Source organism: Microcoleus sp. S36a_B3 (assembly GCF_036700745.1).
Taxonomy (GTDB): Bacteria; Cyanobacteriota; Cyanobacteriia; order Cyanobacteriales; family Microcoleaceae; genus Microcoleus.
Genome location: NZ_JAUBPN010000008.1, coordinates 1 through 16,849, shown reverse-complemented (window position 1 = coordinate 16,849; position 16,849 = coordinate 1). Strand labels below are relative to the sequence as shown.

Here is a 16,849-nt window from a genome sequence, read left to right as displayed (position 1 = left end):
AACCCCTGGATTTGTTAGAATCGTTGGTCATGTGGAGCGGGTGCATCTACGAAACCTGCTTTTAGGAGAATTGACAGGCGATGTGGCTAAAATTTGGTGTTGCTCTCAGTGGCGAACTGACGGGCATTGATGAGGTTGTGCGCGGAAAAACTAACCTCGCTTGCCTCTACTGCGGTGGCGGATTGACAGCAAAAAAGGGTTCGGTGAAAGAACACCACTTCGCGCACACCGAGGAGACTTGCAAGCCAGTCTCGCAGCGGATTAAAACCAAAGCTTTCCCATCGCTGCCCCTTTACGATAATTTTAACATCCAGCTTAAGGGTGAGGAATTAGAACAGTTGAAAGTGCTGTGGAAAGAATACGGAGCCCAAAAGCGATTGATTCCCAAGGATTTAGTCAGCTTTCGGTGGGAGCTCAAAGGGTTGGTGGAATCGGAGGGCGATCGCACTTATCAATTCACTAACCTCGGTAAAATCCCCGTCGGCGCGCTTCCCCTGGCGCTGTTCAACAAAGTCCAAGAACCGCTGCTGCTGTCAGAGTTAGTGAAGTTGGAAAACTCTGTAGAGATTGCTGAAGCTGCGGGGTTATCTTGTTTGGATGAACGGCAGGCTGATTTGCTGATTTATCGAGCGCAGCTTCGTCGGATTCTGGTGAATTCGCTCTACTTTCTGGAGGTAAAAGCTGACGAGAGCTGCTTCTATAAAATTGGGATTACGACTCGTCAGATTGAAGAGAGGATAGCCGAGGTGCAGCGAGATGTGAGGGCGCATTACTCGGATGTGGTTGTTAATTTGCTGGGACTTTGGGAACATCGGGGCAATGTGGAACTGTATTTCAAACACCGGTACAAAGCTTTTAATTACCGGATTGGGAAACTGACCGAGTATTTTGTGTTTCCGAACGTCAAGGTTGTGTTGAATGATTTGTATGAGATGGAAGCGAAAGTGTTGAGTGATGTTGAGGTGGATGCGCTCTGACGAGTGGTGTAAGAAGTGAAAAAGTGCGATCGCTACACTGGTTACATCTTCCTTTAAGTATCGTTATCGTTGGCTGGAGCAATATCAACTGCAATCACCGTAGCATAGGGATTGAGAGCTTCTTCAGACACTTGAATCGTTAACTCCCCAAGAGGATCGGCACTTAACATAGAATCGACAATGGCACAGCGAGTTGAGTATTGTAATGATTCCCCTCCAGCGACGAAAGAAACGGCTTGAATCCGTTTAATGGGTACACCTCGTACTGTTACTGACTCGTAGGGTTTCATTAGCAAGAACAAGTAAAAGCGATTGCCCCGCCGAGTAGAAGGGCCATAGAATTGCCAAGGTTCCAGTCCAGGCAGTGTTCCTACAATGCTTTGGGCATGGACAGCCATCCATGCTTCTACGGATTGCAACAAATCCAATTGTTCGGATTGAATCTGCCCGTTGCCCGTGGGACTGACATTCAACAGCAGATTGCCGCCTTTACCTGCAACTTCACAGAGGGTATGAATAAGTTGGCGAGCTGACTTGAAGTGGGTGTCATTCGGGTTGTAACCCCAGCTTTCATTCAGAGTTAGACAAGCTTCCCAAGTACGTTGAGGCGGTTGGGCGGGAATAAATTGCTCGCAGGTATCGAAGTCTCCAAATCCAGGGAGGCGATCGTTGATTAGCAAATGCGGTTGCAGCGAGCGAATCATTTCATGTAGCTCTCTAGCTTGCCATTCCTCTGGCTTTCGCTCCCAACCGCCATCAAACCACAGCAAGTCAATCTTTCCGTAGTTGCTCAACAATTCTGTGACTTGAGCGAACATAAATTCTAGGTAGCGCTCCCACTGAGAACTCGTCGGCTGTCGAAACTTCCCAAACTGATACGGTTTGTCGGCTTCTGTAAAAGCCGGGTAGTCAGGGTAATGCCAATCAATTAAGGAAAAATACAACCCAATTCGCAAACCCTCCGCCCGCATCGCCTCCACAAATTCTCGGACAATATCTTTTTTGTATGGCGCATACTCGATAGAAAAATCGGATTGCTGGGTATGAAATAAGGAAAACCCATCATGATGTTTAGCCGTCAAAATCACATACTGCATCCCCAAGCGTTTTGCTAAATGCGCCCAAGTTTGAGGGTCGTATTCAGTCGGATTGAAAGTTTGGGCGGTGCGGTGATAGTCTGCTACCGGGACATCTTGGCAGTAGGGCAGGCTAAAGACGCCTCCGACCAACGGCCAAGATACTTCGTACCCGCACTGGCTGCTATGGCTCCAATGAACAAACATTCCCAATCGTGCTGTCTCAAACCAGTTATTTTCTTGAGTCATTGGTTCACCCTAAAATATAGGCGGTATTGTGAAAGAGTAATGTTTACTCGCAGGTAAAATTAATAAGCTAGGGTATACTTCTTTGTTGGATTTGGCTGCAATGAACCTCTCCATAATACCCCACTGAAAATCATGAAAGCAGACACCATCGAAATTGTTGGTTTTCACGCACATATTTACTTCGACAGTGATAGCCGCGATGCAGCAGCGCGCGTGCGCGAAGGATTGGCTCAGTTTGAGGTGCAGCTAGGCCGTTGGCACGACAAACCCATAGGCCCCCACCCGCAAGCGATGTATCAAGTTGCGTTTTTACCCCCGCAGTTTGGCAAAGTCGTTCCTTGGTTGATGCTCCACCGCGAGGGGTTAGATATTCTTGTCCATCCCGAAACAGGGGACGGGCTATGGTTGAGACCAGCTCCAGCCGCCATACATTCTGCCTCTGTAAAGCATCGCATTTCAAAACGATTTCCGAACCTATCTATTATTTCTTTAATTCGTTTGATTTCAACAATATCAATACCATGACCGATAATATTCATACTGCAACTTAGTCTAAGATTGAACTTAATAAAACCTTGACAAGTTAGCACTTGTCTGATATTTATCTAAAACCTAACAAACCTCAGTTAATTTAAAATCGATAAAATACAGGCTTTGTGTTACTCTTAACATACAGTGGATGGCGTGGACAACCTCTCTGGGTAATTCCCAAACAGTAGAGTGTATCTAAGCTAGTTAGCCAATCGAGAACCTCTTTACATCGGTTTTTAAAAATGCCATTATTACCCCAAGCTACAATAATTTTATCCGCTGATTTTACAGCTTTTTCGAGATAGCGGTCATTTTCTGACCCTACGGGGTCAGTTACCTTTTTTAGTTCTGTGGGTTTTGAAGAGCGGTAAGCAAATAGGTTAACCACTTCAAGCGAACCATAACCCCAAGACTGAGCAAAACTGATGCAGCGACGCAAGGTGGGATCATCAGTAGTTGCATCCGCACGACTGGGATTAAGCATAACAAAAACGACCCTTGGAGCATTAATATCCCACTCCCTCCATAACGAGTAGCGGTAGCTCCCGATTAAGTCTATCACTGCACCTTTTCTCATAGTTGTTTCACCTAAGCACCCCAGAAACTCTTCTATTGATTATTAGTAAAATATCCAAATATTAAAAGGCTGCTTCTATCGCCCATCGAATTCAATAAAATGTCCAAGGGAGGGACTCTATATCCTCATCATTTAGGCAATAAACACTACTATTTATCCATTCTCTGATAAGCAGATTACCACGACCCGCTGCTTTGCGATCGCTCCCAACACCTCAATTTTTGGGAAACTAAACCCAGACCAAAACCCCAACACCGCCGCTATGCCCAAAATCCCTGAGTGCGATCGCTGTCTCTTGTACGCCCGCAACCCCCACTTAGTCTGTGCAGTCCATCCCGCAGGCCCCAACACCGACACTTGCATTGACTTTCGAGAAAACCCTAACGCCGAACCCGATGAACTGTGGGAACCAGAAGGTGCAAGCTACTACAACGGCGAACTCATCTTGCAACTGAGGCAGCGGTGGACACCAGAGCAACAATTGGAACTGCTGGACACGCACCCCTTGTTTACCGGGCGATGTCCCCAGTGCTCGCATCCGTTCCCCCCATACGAGAAGCCCCCGGTGCATTGGGATTGTGCGGAGTGCGGGTGGATGGATGATTCGGTGTGAGGTGCTAGCGGATGCTGTCAGTTATCTGGTTCGTCAGACCAAATTGACAAGGGTGAGGTTATCCCTACTTCCTGCCAGTAAATATATACACATTCAGAAGCTAGGATATAAAGAAATCCACATTAAACCCTTACGAACAGAGTAAAACAATAGCTAAATTTGGAGCAATCTTTTCAGTTCCAATACCTTCTAATAAAAATGGTTAGAACCGTTAATGAAGCTTTTAAAGTTTTTCAGAGTGATTATGTTAATCTAGATCCCGAACAAACTAAGTTAGCAAGAGATAGTCGAGATTGGCTTTTATCTCAAATTCACACATTCCCTAACAAAAACTCTATTTTTCCAAGTTTGTACTCAGAAAAAGATATATTTATGGGTTCGTTTGCCCGACGAACTAAAAAGAGAGAGCTAGATGACATTGATATAATGATTGCTTTGAGTGCTGAAGGAAGTGTCTACCACGAATTCAATGATAGGATTGAGATTCTTTATGTCTCTGATGCTGCATATAGACTAAAAGGACTTTGTTGGGAAAAGACAAACATTCTGAATTCACGGAAAGTAATCAATAAATTTATAAGTCTGCTCGATCAAGTTCCACAGTACGAGAAAGCTGAGATCAAGCGCAACATGGAGGCAGCTACTCTCAATTTAAAAAGTTATCCTTGGACTTTCGACCTTGTGCCTTGCTTTTTTACACAAAAGGACTATTTTAACAAAGATTACTACCTTATTCCAGATGGTAATGGACATTGGAAAAAAACCGATCCAAGAATCGACAGGCAACGAGTAACCAATATCAATCAATGCCACAACGGCAAGGTATTGAATGCAATCAGATTGATGAAATATTGGAATAAAAGATTAACTATGCCATCAATGTCTTCATATCTAATTGAAAACATGATTCTTGATTTCTACTCTAAACAGGACACAAAAGCATCTGGATATCTGGATTTAGAAGTTCCTGGTATCTTGCAATACATTCATACTGCAATTTTTTATCCGGTTGACGATCCTAAAGGAATTCAGGGCAATATTAATCAACTAAGCCGTGAGGATCAAGATAAAATTTCCAAAAGAGCAGCTCTTGATTATTTGAGAGCTACAAAAGCTAGAGCTTTAGAAGATGACGGTGATCACAAGCTTTCTATTGCAAAATGGGGCGAAATCTTTGGATTAAATTTTCCAATTTATACTTGAGAAACCATCTCAGTTAAAGATTTAGATAATTACCCATGAATATTATTCCTCAAGAACAAAATCTTCAACGTAAGTTAGAGCTATTATCTGCACAGCGTCAACTTTATTCTGACGCAAAAAACTTACAAATAATCAGCCTTATCATTAGTGTACCAGTAGTGATTGCATGGTCGATCTTGGTTGCTCTATTTCCTGCACTCGCTGTCTATGCTGCTTTGTGGGGAATTATTGCTACATTCCTGGAACTTCTCGTATTTTCACGGTTACAAAAATCTATCCAGGAGAAAGCTGCAAAGATTCAACAGCTATTTGACTGTGAGATTCTTCAGTTCAATTGGGCCAGGCTAAACTGTGGATTTCGTGTTGAGCCAGAAACGATTATTGATGCTTCTAATAGATATAAACGTAAAAATATAGACTTTACAAAACTCCAGGATTGGTATCCAGTTAGTGTTGGGCAGTTGCCAATTCATCAAGCACGAATTATTTGTCAACGTTCTAACATTAGGTGGGATGCTCAATTGCGTCGCCGTTACTCTAAATGGATAATCATTATCTTGGTTTCTTTGACAATGATTGTTCTTCTGATCGGTTTGATTGGAGGCTTAACCCTTGAAAAGTTCCTACTGGCTGTTCTAGTTCCATTAATTCCAGCTTTCGTCTTTGGATTACGTCAATACACTGAACATAACGAAGCTGCTACCAGACTTGATCGGCTGAGAGAAAACGCAGAGGTACTTGTCCAAGAGGTAATCAGTGGAAGGTACACTCCACAAGACCTTGAGAGAGAATCATACAGCCTGCAAACGCAAATTTATGATAATCGGCGGCGCAGTCCACTTATTATGGACTGGCTTTATTCACGATTGAGGAACAAAGATGAGGAACAAATGAATAAAATTGCTGAATCTTTAGTTCAGCAATTGACGCAAAACCCTTGACACAGTTGATTGGCACGGTATAACAAACACGCTGCACTGCAACGTTCCAAAATGGTTGGTTTCCTTGCTAAGATCAAGATCATCTGCGTTCGGTAAGCACGCCCATTATGAAGCAGTGCTGCACGGAACATGAATACAAAATAGTGCGTTTGTAGTACATCTTATGAATACTGATTCGTTATATCAACAAATAGAAGATGAGTTCCAACGGCATCTAGTGGATTGTCATGATTCCAAGCGAGCGCACTTCGACCTTGCTGACGACTATTATGAAAAAGCAAATATACTCTACTATTTCCAGTCATTCGGACTCACCGTCATAACAGCTTGGTTATTAAGCACTCAATTCGAGGGTTTTCTTCCCAAAGACAATTCTATAGTAAAGGCAACACCTACGGTGTTAGCTATTATTGTATCTGTGCTGACAATCGTTGAACATGTTTTTCGATTCAAAGATAAGGCTGCTACTCACGAACAGGCAGCTAAGAGATACCATACGCTCTGGAGAGCATGCAAAAATTGGAAGACAGATTTTCCAGATGACTCAACAATAGAACAAGCCAGACTGGTAGTTCAAAAGTACCGAGAACAATTGAACGATATCAACCGTGACTCACCTCATTTGTCATCAGTGTCCTGGGGAAAGATTGCGAAAATGAGAGCAAAATCTGGAAACAAAGATGTGTCAAAATACTCGTTTGAAGAAGAGGAAAAACGACATGATATCTACAGTTAAAGAAATAGTTCAGCACTTAGATGGATTGAACTGTTTATGGGCGATAGTGGGTGGTTGTAATCTATATTTGAGAGATTGCCTACCATCTACTAATGACATTGATATTATTACAAGTAACGAGGGTGTAGTATTGATTTTTGGTAGGCTAGAGAAATATACGAAAGCAAAAGTATCTCACTCTGAAGCAGAAAACGTTAGATCCACCTTCTTCCAAGCTGTTATAGAGGGCTATACTATTGAAGTTATGGGGAACCCAGAGAATAAGATCAATGGCAGGTGGGTTATAAATACTGGCTGGATGTCCAATGTCGAACACATTCTTGTCCAGAATATGCTGGTGCCAGTGACCACGCTTGATTACGAAAAACATATCAACCAAGAGTTGAATAACTGGATCAGAGTTAAAGATATTCAAGACTGCATAACAATTCCAATGCACGGAACAAAGTTAAGTAATCGATAAACTGCAAAGAGTATCTGTGTCCGGTGATTGGATCTGCAAACAATCAGAGGGGATTGGTTGTGAAATCTCGAAGGCTGCAATCACGGTTCCGCGATCGCTCGCTCTGCGCTTCTCGATCATCGCTCTTGTCGTTTCAGTCTTGCTGTTAATCTCTGCGGTAGCAGGTGCTATTAACTTCGACTGTTGGATATTGCTGAATGTAGCGATCGAACTCTGTGCGAGGCGGTAGGTGGGAATAAAGCCAACCTTTCCAATGGGCGTAACTCCAACCTGAAATGCTGATGCGAACAATTATCGCCTTGTTACTCCAACTAGGCTGTGTTTGTGTTTGAATTTAAGTGTAGTCGGCCCGCATCGCTACCGCACCAGGATCGGAGCGCTCAAGTATCGTTTCCTCAAAAACACTTATGTACATCTCCCGTTTCCAGTTACTTAATTACAAATCATTCCGCGATTCTGGAGTGTTAGAATTCCAACCCGGCATCAACATTATTGTGGGAGCCAACAATTCAGGAAAAACAGCGCTGCTGGAAGCTTTGAGCCTGAGCTTTGAGACAAGCTCGCACCGCACTATCGAAACGTTCCCGCAACCCAATTCAACGCCGAACCGAGAATCTACCGCTAAATTAACTTTAATTTTCACAAAAGCAGAAATTAATCGTTTCTTCGATGATTTATCACCCAACTGCTATGTAGGATTGTCTTCGGCTGGCAATTCGTATTTGCCCGCATCCGACGAACTGCTTGCTTTATTCCAAAAGTGGATGGACAATCCCAGCGATGTAGAGTTAAGTGTTTCAAAATTAACGGCTAATTCAGTAAACCGGGATGACATTTCAATCAAAGATTTAGATCCGGCTATAAAATTAACTGACTATCGACCCGAAAAATTTACTATAGGCTCTTCAAGAAACCGAAACAAAAATATTCTCAGAAAAGACGCGAGCGGTCGTTTTTCCTTAGACCAAGGAACTAATGAAACAGATTCTAGTTATACAGAGGAAGATTTTTTTGTAACGCTTTTTCACACATTCAGAGAGCGCGTTTCCCAATTGCAAGCCCAGCGGTTTGTTGGAGACTGCTCTGTTGGAAACGATGAAGAGCTTAATTCAAGGGCTTCAAACCTAGCTGAAGTTATTCATTTATTGGAATCGCCCAGTAAAAGAAAGCTGTACCAAAGTTTCAATCAGCACGTCTCTACCATGTTTCCACAGTTTGAATGGGTTTCAACTAAAATTTTATCGAAGCAAACTCGTCAGCCTCCAGACCTTAAAATATTACTTTGGCCTACAAAATCTCTCGAAAGCGGTAGAGAAGACTTGGCATTTTCCTTGTCAGACTGCGGGACTGGTACCGGTCAAGTGCTGGCGATTCTTTACGCGGTACTGGCTTCCCCAGAACCCAGACCGATTATCATTGACGAACCCCAATCTTATTTGCATCCAGGGGCGGCCAAGAAGCTGATACAAATCCTCAAGGAGTTTCCGCAACACCAATATTTTATTGCCACTCATTCGGCAGAGATTATTGCTGCTGCCAATCCCTCAACTATTGTGAAACTTCGATATGAGGACGGCAAAACCCAAGCATCAATGATGAATGCAAAAGATATTAAGGAACAGCGCTCTCTATTAGCCGAACTGGGAGTCAGTTTGTCTGACGTTTTCGGCGCAGATAACATCCTATGGGTGGAAGGGCCGACCGAGGAACTGTGCTTTCCGCTCGTGTTGGACAAGTTAGAGCCAAAACTCTTGAAAGGCACTAAAATCATCAGCATCAAAAACACGGGCGATTTATTGGGAAAAAAGGCTCGCTTTGTTGATGTGATGTTTGATTTATACAAACGGCTTAGCGGCGGCAATAATTTGTACCCTCCTGCTATAGGATTTCTGTTTGACCGGGAAGATAGGGATGAAGAGGAGATGAAGGATTTGCAGAAAAGAAGCCAGCACCCGGTTGAATTTTTGAACAGGCGAATGTATGAAAATTACCTGCTCCATCCCGATGCTATAGCAGCCGCACTCAATCGTGAAGATGCGGGGCGAGAACAACCTGTTAGCGGCGAAGAAGTTCGAGAACGGCTCGAAACCCATAAATTAAATAAGAATTACTTCCCAAAACCCAATACTCAGCGTTCAAAAGACGATACTTCAAAACATCTAGGTAATGCCGAATGGATTGGCAAAATTGATGCTGCAAAAGTCCTCGATGCGCTATTTGCCGATTTATCAGAAGCGCGGGTCAAGTTTAAAAAAACCTCGCACTCACTAATGCTCACGGAATGGCTGCTTGAAAATAACCCAGAACACTTTGCCGATCTAGCCCAATTTTTGCGAGGTATCCTTGACAAAGGTAAGGCAGCGCTGGATAGACGCGAGTGCGATCGCTCCCAACACCCGGGTTTTGGGAGAAACTAAAACCAAACCCCCAACCCATCCGCCATGCTCAAACTTTCGCTTGCCTGCAATCCCCGCTTAGTCTGTGCCGTCCGAAGTCCTCCACTTTATCTCGAATTACCTAATGAATCAAAAAATCCCTGAAATAAATGAACAAATTGCCCAACTTATAGCTAGCTTGCCCAGCGATCTCCTCCTACAGCAAGCTAAGACACCAGCTCAGATAGAGGAATGGCACAAAGCAAGAAAAACCCAGATTCTTTTGGCTGAGTGCTGGAAATCAAAGTGGCTTGTTCAGGACTATTACCCGCTTGAGGAAGCTGTAAAACGGCAAGAGATTTCTCAACGAAAAGCTGAGTTAATGAACTGCTGCGTTAATGAGTACAAATCTCGGTGGGAGCTTTGCGAAGTTGCCGAAAAATATGTCAAAAAACTCCACACCGAACTTCAAAACACGAGTTATGTGGAGCCTTTTCCCGGGGCATCCGCCCATTCTTCGTACAAATTTTTTCACCAAGCTAGCCTGAGACAATATCCATTTCAATCAGCCTTTGATTTATTTGCAGAGACTTTAAAAGAAGATGCGGACAGTTCTTTCTCTGTATGCCTGGAACCCTACTATGACGTTCCGATGAAAAAGTGGAGGCAAGTAGGTAAGCAGTACACTCAACTTCTGGATCGAGTCCAGTTTGATGGCACTTACCCAGAACTTAAGAAGGCAGAGGAGCAGAGATTAAAAACAAACTTGGTTTGGCACAAAGTTTCTTTTTCTTGGATTGGGATGGTTATGTGGACGTGCCAAATTGAGGCAAAAAATGACCCATTGCTCGGCAAGCAATTGGTCGCCTACAACAAGTCGCTGTGGGAAGCACTGAGTTTAGGAGTGTCAGCTAGCCGCAATTTGCACGGCTGGGCATGGCACAAAGGGGAATTGCTTTGCACGGATGGGGCAGGCGGCATTTACCGCAAAGCTTAATAAAACTTCAAATCTGGATCGCATTGCCTCTAACGCTTGGGCAGTCCACCTATGCTGGATTGCAATAGTTTCACAGAAAGGAGCCTTTTTCCTCATGTTCGATCTTCAGACCGCTATCCTTGTGTCAATTTTCCTTGGTGTTTTCATTGGTATAGCCCAGTTTCGGCAATCTCCAGTAATGCTTTTAGGGGGCTTGGCTGCTTTCGGTATCTATTACTTTCTGTTTCTGCATAACATTTTACTAGGCATTCTCAAGCAGGTGACACGCTAGTCCTTAGACAATGAAGGTGTCTTGGCTGTTTTGAATTACTGCTTGGGAGGATTTGTTAGCTAGCTGTGGGTAACACCCCGCTTGTGGAGGCGTTAATGTGGGACTCCCACTCCCGCAGCTAGCTATATCAAAACTTTGTTTTTAAGACTGGGATTATCCGATCGTCCTCATATAGCGATGGCTATGGGAAAGCAGCAATTGCCGGCTCTGTACATCCTTACCACTGCTACACATCACCCGCACCGCATTTTTGGTACGGTTGGCAACACCGACGATACTTCCCCCGACGCTCGTGCCGTGCAGAACGGACGAGGCAAGCTCATGGCGTTCCCATAGCATTTTCGGTTTCTAGGAATAGCTTTGTACGGTTTTCTTCAATGCCAATTAATTCTGATTTTTTCGCACTTATTCTGGCAAATACGACTAACTGGGTTGGGTTCTCCTGACTGTTCCTCCCACTTGGGAAGCGGCATCATAATAACTGTAAGCAATGAGCTTCAACCCAAACAAACTCATAAAGCATTACCAATTTTTGAGGTGACAGATTATGTTGATGCGCTCTTGGCAACCCTTCACGGAAATTGAAACCATCCGCCAACAACTGGATAAAGTTTTTGACCAACTGGTAACAACGAGAGATAACTCAGAAACCGCTTGGATGCCCGCTCTAGAATTGGCTGATGCTGGGGACAACTTCGTATTAAAAGCGCAACTGCCCGGAATTGACCCCAAAGATATTGACGTTCAAGTGACCCGTGAAGCAATTTCTATTTCTGGCGAACGCCGCTACGAAAACACAAACGAGAAATCTGGCTATGTCCGCTCTGAATTCCGCTATGGCAAATTCCATCGGGTACTTCCCTTGCCCGCACCCATTCAAAACGACTCTGTGCAAGCTGAATACAAAGATGGCATTCTAACGCTAACGCTACCCAAAGTGACTGAAGCTCGCAATAAAGTCGTCAAGATTAACTTAGCCGAAATTGCTGGAACTTCAACGAATCCAGCTTTGGAACAGGCTAACCAATAACGGTCGGCTGTGCTTAATTGAGTGAGGCAAATTTTCCTTTCATTGAGCCTGATTGGATTTACTTAACAACAACGGAACTGGAAAAGCTGATACCGGGAGCGACCATTGCTCTCGGTATTTTTTATTTGGGGAAGCCGAGCGAAAAACCACTTGAACCCGCAGTGGTTTCAGTAACGCTTACAAGGCAGGTTTCCCGTAAATACAGTCGATGTGCACGACGAGCAGAATACCAATCGATCTCGTCCAGGGGCATTGAAATCCCTCAATCCTCTGTTCCACCCACTTCTGTGGCGAATAAAGACGCTTGGAGTAAACCACGGGGCGGGGCGCTTTTAGAGTCATCAGAAATTCTGGGGGGAGGCGCTGCTGCCAGTTAGCGAAGGTAGCATTTGGCGGCCAGCGGTAGTAGGTGCTGTTAACTTCGACGGTTTGATAGTGCTGGATGTAGCAATCGAGTCGGGAGCGAGGCGGTAGCTGGTGGGGGTAGAGCACACCTTCCCAATGGTCGTAACTCCAACCTGAAGTACCGATGCGAACAACCATCGCCTTTTTACTCCACCAATAAGCGTGTGAATTTAAGTGTAGTCGGCCCGCATCGCTACCGCACTCTATCAATCAGCTAAAAATAGAGAAAGCAAGTTGAACTATTAAGGACTCCTTTAAACAGCGAACCTAACTTTACTGCTTTGGGCGAACGTCTCAGGCTTTTCTATCTTGAAGGAGTGAGGAAATTAATAGGAGCTTGAACGGCAAAACACCCAAAGAGCGATCGTTCCAAATAATAGTCCTGAACTCACGTATCTAGCAACTCCTCTAAAATCTGTTCTACTGTTACCTTCAGCGGTGGTAAATTATTCTGTACGATGGCCCAAACTAGGTTCAGCGACACTCGAAAATATTCATCAAGTCCTCTGGGTCTGAAACCCCGCCGTTCTACGACGGCTTTACATGATATAATGGGATGAGTAATTAACTCAATCTAATGCAGACAATATCTGTTAAATGTAAGCTTCCAGTTACTGTAGAGTTACGGTGTGAAATTGACCGCACTTTGCAGGGATTTGCCGATGCTTGTAATCAGATATTGGAGGTAGCAAGAAGCGAGGATTGTTGGAATACAACAAAGCTTCACCACAAGGTTTATAAGCCTGTGCGCGAGGCTACGGGTTTGAAGGCAAACCATGTGTGTCAAGCAATTCGTCGCGTGATTGGTAACGCCAAAGCAGTTAAGCAGATCCATCGGTTCAAACCAACATCGATTAGCTTGGATGTGCGGACTTTTCAATACATTGAAGAGTTGCAAACTGTTGGCGTTACCTTGATGTGTGGTCGAGTTAAGTTCAAGTTGAGTATTGGTAACTATCAATTGGCATTGCTTAAAGGGCAATCTCCAACTGCGGCTACACTCAACAAAACGAGAAGGGGCGACTACTACATCAATATCTGTGTTTATCTGCCCACTGAATCCACTGGTAAAACCCCAAAAGTAATTGGGGTGGATTTGGGCAGGCGAGATATAGCTACCACTTCCACAGGTGAAACTTGGAGTGGCAAGCAGATTCAATCGGTTCGTGACCGTTACAGTAAGGTCAGAGCGAATATTCAAAGCAAACGCACTCGTTCGGCTCGTCGCCTGATGAGAAGGCTTTTTGGCAAAGAACATCGTTTTCAGAAGTGGTTGAATCACAATATTTCTAGGCAACTTATCAGTAGTGCAAAACAACTGGGTGCAGCGTTGGCTTTTGAGGATTTGACGGGGATTAGAGATAATCTCAACGAGAAACCTAGAAGCAAAACAGAACGCCGTAGGACTAACAATTGGGCGTTTTACCAATTGCGGTTGTTTGTGGGGTACAAGGCGAATATTGCTGGTGTATTACTTGTATTTGTTCCACCCGCCTACACAAGTCAAACCTGTTCCCGATGCGGACATATTCACCCAATCAAGGGTAAATCCTATCGGAATGGTAAGGTTTTTAAGTGTGGACATTGTGGGTTTGAACATGATGCTGATTTAAATGCTGCTTTGAATATTGCTGCTTTGGGGGCTTCGTTTGTAAGCAGTCCCGAAAGTCCGGGACTGAGTTGTCAATTGCAGGGGCAAATGCCTTTGTTTCCGATATCTCAGTTCTGTGGCTAAAGCTTCGCCCTTCTAGGGCGGAGTAAGCTTACGCACTACCAGATTTCTAAACGCTACAATTTGCGCCCAAGGCACGGACGAATATCGGCTAGTCAACTCGGACGATAACGCATTTGTTGCTTCTCCAATAATCTGGAGGTGATGAACAATCCAAATTTGAATCAATTCTTGGTTGTCAAATGCCTGCCTGCCAAGGCTTGCATATCGTTCAATTGCAGCTATTGCCTCTAATATATCTTGCAGCCGTTCCGGTTCTCGTCTCATAGCGGTACAGCTTCCTGCAAAACGCGCTCCCGAATGCGTTCTTTCAACATATCTACTGTGGCGATATCAACCTTACGATTGAGTAGTTGTTCTAGATCGAGCAATAGTCCACCTGGAAACCAAGGCGTAATTTTCTCTAAATCGTAATCCACTAACAAATCAATATCGCTTTCTTGTGTCGCTTCGCCCCGCGCTACTGAACCGAATACGCGCACGTTGTAGGCTCCGTGTTTTTGGGCAATTGCTAGAATTTGCGATCGCTCGCAATACAGTAATTCTTGAATGCCTAATCCTGTTTTTTCCATCAAGCCCTCCTCAACACCTTAAAATGGTGCCCTCATCGCTATTTCTAGTCTGGCACTTTCAGAAATCCAGTAACGCCCACTCTCGCTACACAACGCCATTTGCGATCGCCACCAACACCGATTTGCGAGAAACTAAACCCAAACTCCAACCCCACAGACCCGCCATGCCCAAAATCCCCGAATGCGATCGCTGTCTCCTCTTTGCCCACAACCCACACCTCATCTGTGCCGTCCATCCCGCAGGCCCTAACACCAACACTTGCATTGACTTTCGAGCAGACCCTAACGCCGAACCCGATGAACTGTGGGAACCCGAAGGTGCGAGTTACTACAACGGCGAACTCATCCTGCAACCGAGGCAGCGGTGGACGCTGGAGGAACAATTGGAATTGCTGGACACGCACCCCTTGTTTACCGGGCGATGTCCCCAGTGCTCGCATCAGTTCCCCAAGTACGAAATACCCCCGGTGCATTGGGATTGCCGAGAATGCGGATGGATGGATGATGCGGTGTAGGCTGGCGGGAATTGGGCGATCGTTGGTTTTATTGGTTGTAGAGCGATGGGAAGTCAGTTGGGGAAATTGGCTTTGCTGGTGTCTGTTATGGAAGAAGGAAAAGAGCTGCTGCAATTATCCTGATTTTACTGTTGGTGTTGGTATTTTGATCAGAGGAATGAATTTGTTTTGGTTGCAAGGAATATCGGCGCCAGGATAGCCAGTTTATCTGCTGAATCGCGCGAGCCGGTCAAAAATGGGCAATAGACGACTAGCACTATTAACTAAATAAAAGATTAAATATGTATAAGAAAATAGGTAATTTTACTGCTGTTGCTACTTTCGTACTTACGGGAAGTGTTACTCTAGGAACCGCTATCTTTTCACCAGCAAATGCACAACCTGCTGGATGCGGAAGCGGTTGGTCATACACAGCTCTACGTTATGTTCTGAGTCCTATCTCCAGCCGACAATTTAATGTAGCTTGTGTTGAACATGACCAGTGCTACGACACTTTAGGTAAATCGCAGCAAGAATGCGATAAGGCATTTCACAACAGGATGCTCGGTATATGCGCGAGAGACCACAATACTATAATTGGAAAACCTCTTAAAGCAAGGTGCAATGGATTTGCAGATATTTATTACAGTGCTGTTCAAAAAAATGGAGGCGAACCCCATAGCCAAGCTCAAAAAACTGCTGCACAAAAGGCATCTGCACCACATTGTGTCTTTGTAAATTCAAGAACTGCATGGCAAAGATTTAACCTACCTCGTGCATTTACAAAAGTTACAAGCATTAGTGGAGGGTGGAGTGTTGACGCTAAAAATTATGCTCCAGTTGGAGCCTCTGGGCATACTGGGCGCGATGCTGAGTTGCTTGCACCATACAATCAATACAAATTTGACCAGAGGTTTCCTTTTGGGGTCTTGTTGATGAGTAGCGGACAGGGAATTGTATGGGTTCAGAGTCCTAATTCATTCTCTTCCGCCTCTTTTAATGCAGTCGATATGAGAATCAATGATGCTGATAATGCACTGGGTGATAATGGGGGTTCTCTTCAAGTGTGTTTCAGTAACTAGATGCAGCGTTAAGGTTGGTCTGAAAAACCTAGTACACCGAATGTTAATCTGTCATTTGGTTCGCAAAATCTAGCTTTACCCGTATCTTGAGAGCCATATAAATGCAGAGAAAGGGGACGGACGATCGCCCTATTTCCCAAGACTCAATCTTCTGCACAAACACTCTGTGTAACCTTCGCGCTTCGATAAAAATTGAGGGCGATGGCTTGGAGTGCTTGCTTGAGTACCCTTAAATTCTCAGTCGCGGGCAACAGTTCGTTCAACACCCCACTTGGAAGTACAGCCGACTAATCCCCCAACAAACACTACAAACGCGCATTGAGGCAGCACAGCGAACCAAACCCACTCCTGCGGCCACGATTGCCACAAGCGAAACAGGATTGCAGCAATCGTGGTTAGTAACAATATTTTGCCGGCAGTTGCTTCACCGATCGTCCAACCGCTTGTGAAAACCTAGGTAAACCTGGGTAAGCTCTGCGGTATAAGCTTTAAACATTCTTTCTTAGCGCTTATGCTTCCTCTCTG

Annotated in this window: 21 protein-coding genes; 15 read left to right on the top strand and 6 right to left on the bottom strand. The window is 44.5% G+C overall.

Going from position 1 to position 16,849, the window contains the following annotated elements:
* Positions 1-80 precede the first annotated feature (80 nt).
* Entirely contained in the window at positions 81-977 is an 897-nt protein-coding gene (locus QUA01_RS11085; protein WP_333092401.1) for a GIY-YIG nuclease family protein, read from the top strand.
* A gap of 53 nt (positions 978-1,030) precedes the next feature.
* Here the strand turns inward: QUA01_RS11085 and QUA01_RS11080 are convergent, their stop codons facing one another.
* Positions 1,031-2,302, bottom strand: a complete 1,272-nt coding sequence (locus tag QUA01_RS11080) for an alpha-L-fucosidase (protein ID WP_333092400.1) — start codon at positions 2,300-2,302, stop codon at positions 1,031-1,033.
* A gap of 132 nt (positions 2,303-2,434) precedes the next feature.
* Here QUA01_RS11080 and QUA01_RS11075 point away from each other — a divergent pair, with 132 nt between their 5' ends.
* Positions 2,435-2,827: a DOPA 4,5-dioxygenase family protein gene (locus QUA01_RS11075; protein ID WP_333092399.1), complete on the top strand. Its 393-nt coding sequence runs from the start codon at positions 2,435-2,437 to the stop codon at positions 2,825-2,827.
* A gap of 106 nt (positions 2,828-2,933) precedes the next feature.
* Here QUA01_RS11075 and QUA01_RS11070 read toward each other — a convergent pair whose 3' ends face one another.
* Positions 2,934-3,410: a DUF1643 domain-containing protein gene (locus tag QUA01_RS11070; protein ID WP_333029205.1), complete on the bottom strand. Its 477-nt coding sequence runs from the start codon at positions 3,408-3,410 to the stop codon at positions 2,934-2,936.
* A 262-nt stretch (positions 3,411-3,672) separates the two neighbouring features.
* Between QUA01_RS11070 and QUA01_RS11065 the strand changes: the two genes are divergently transcribed.
* From QUA01_RS11065 to QUA01_RS11020, 10 genes are all read left to right on the top strand, one after another.
* Positions 3,673-4,023, top strand: a complete 351-nt coding sequence (locus QUA01_RS11065; RefSeq protein ID WP_333054127.1) for a hypothetical protein — start codon at positions 3,673-3,675, stop codon at positions 4,021-4,023.
* Between the two features lie 198 nt (positions 4,024-4,221).
* Entirely contained in the window at positions 4,222-5,226 is a 1,005-nt protein-coding gene (locus QUA01_RS11060; RefSeq protein WP_333092397.1) for a hypothetical protein, read from the top strand.
* A gap of 35 nt (positions 5,227-5,261) precedes the next feature.
* Entirely contained in the window at positions 5,262-6,167 is a 906-nt protein-coding gene (locus QUA01_RS11055; protein ID WP_333092396.1) for an S-4TM family putative pore-forming effector, read from the top strand.
* Between the two features lie 163 nt (positions 6,168-6,330).
* Positions 6,331-6,903, top strand: a complete 573-nt coding sequence (locus QUA01_RS11050) for an SLATT domain-containing protein (RefSeq protein ID WP_333092394.1) — start codon at positions 6,331-6,333, stop codon at positions 6,901-6,903.
* Positions 6,887-7,366 (top strand): nucleotidyltransferase domain-containing protein, encoded by a 480-nt coding sequence (locus QUA01_RS11045; RefSeq protein ID WP_333054123.1) that lies wholly within the window; start codon positions 6,887-6,889, stop codon positions 7,364-7,366. The genes QUA01_RS11050 and QUA01_RS11045 overlap by 17 nt, the downstream gene beginning before the upstream one ends.
* A 16-nt stretch (positions 7,367-7,382) precedes the next feature.
* Positions 7,383-7,595: a hypothetical protein gene (locus tag QUA01_RS11040; RefSeq protein WP_333092393.1), complete on the top strand. Its 213-nt coding sequence runs from the start codon at positions 7,383-7,385 to the stop codon at positions 7,593-7,595.
* A 178-nt stretch (positions 7,596-7,773) separates the two neighbouring features.
* Entirely contained in the window at positions 7,774-9,783 is a 2,010-nt protein-coding gene (locus tag QUA01_RS11035) for an AAA family ATPase (RefSeq protein ID WP_333092392.1), read from the top strand.
* 103 nt (positions 9,784-9,886) lie between these two features.
* Positions 9,887-10,738, top strand: a complete 852-nt coding sequence (locus tag QUA01_RS11030) for a hypothetical protein (protein ID WP_333092390.1) — start codon at positions 9,887-9,889, stop codon at positions 10,736-10,738.
* A 448-nt stretch (positions 10,739-11,186) separates the two neighbouring features.
* On the top strand, positions 11,187-11,345 hold the full coding sequence (locus QUA01_RS11025) for a hypothetical protein (protein ID WP_333092389.1): 159 nt from the start codon (positions 11,187-11,189) through the stop codon (positions 11,343-11,345).
* A 211-nt stretch (positions 11,346-11,556) separates the two neighbouring features.
* Positions 11,557-12,039 (top strand): Hsp20/alpha crystallin family protein, encoded by a 483-nt coding sequence (locus QUA01_RS11020; protein ID WP_333092388.1) that lies wholly within the window; start codon positions 11,557-11,559, stop codon positions 12,037-12,039.
* Positions 12,040-12,216: 177 nt separating this feature from the next.
* On the opposite strand, the gene QUA01_RS11015 is transcribed toward QUA01_RS11020, so the two are convergent.
* Together QUA01_RS11015 and QUA01_RS11010 are read right to left on the bottom strand one after the other, a co-directional pair.
* Positions 12,217-12,582, bottom strand: coding sequence for a DUF72 domain-containing protein (locus QUA01_RS11015; RefSeq protein WP_333092387.1), 366 nt, complete (start codon positions 12,580-12,582; stop codon positions 12,217-12,219).
* Between the two features lie 250 nt (positions 12,583-12,832).
* Entirely contained in the window at positions 12,833-12,994 is a 162-nt protein-coding gene (locus QUA01_RS11010) for a HepT-like ribonuclease domain-containing protein (protein WP_333092480.1), read from the bottom strand.
* A gap of 27 nt (positions 12,995-13,021) precedes the next feature.
* On the opposite strand from QUA01_RS11010, the gene QUA01_RS11005 reads away from it, so the two are divergent.
* Positions 13,022-14,179 (top strand): RNA-guided endonuclease InsQ/TnpB family protein, encoded by a 1,158-nt coding sequence (locus tag QUA01_RS11005; protein WP_333092386.1) that lies wholly within the window; start codon positions 13,022-13,024, stop codon positions 14,177-14,179.
* 12 nt (positions 14,180-14,191) lie between these two features.
* Here QUA01_RS11005 and QUA01_RS11000 read toward each other — a convergent pair whose 3' ends face one another.
* The gene (locus tag QUA01_RS11000; RefSeq protein WP_333092385.1) at positions 14,192-14,443 is read right to left on the bottom strand and encodes a HepT-like ribonuclease domain-containing protein; all 252 of its coding nucleotides are present in this window, start codon (positions 14,441-14,443) and stop codon (positions 14,192-14,194) included.
* Positions 14,440-14,748, bottom strand: coding sequence for a nucleotidyltransferase family protein (locus QUA01_RS10995; protein WP_333092384.1), 309 nt, complete (start codon positions 14,746-14,748; stop codon positions 14,440-14,442). The genes QUA01_RS11000 and QUA01_RS10995 overlap by 4 nt, the downstream gene beginning before the upstream one ends.
* Before the next feature lie 23 nt (positions 14,749-14,771).
* On the opposite strand from QUA01_RS10995, the gene QUA01_RS10990 reads away from it, so the two are divergent.
* Both QUA01_RS10990 and QUA01_RS10985 read left to right on the top strand, forming a co-directional pair.
* Positions 14,772-15,263: a hypothetical protein gene (locus tag QUA01_RS10990; RefSeq protein WP_333092383.1), complete on the top strand. Its 492-nt coding sequence runs from the start codon at positions 14,772-14,774 to the stop codon at positions 15,261-15,263.
* A 281-nt stretch (positions 15,264-15,544) separates the two neighbouring features.
* A complete protein-coding gene (locus QUA01_RS10985; RefSeq protein ID WP_333092382.1) occupies positions 15,545-16,324 on the top strand; it encodes a hypothetical protein in 780 nt (259 codons plus the stop codon).
* The last annotated feature ends 525 nt before the right edge of the window (positions 16,325-16,849 follow it).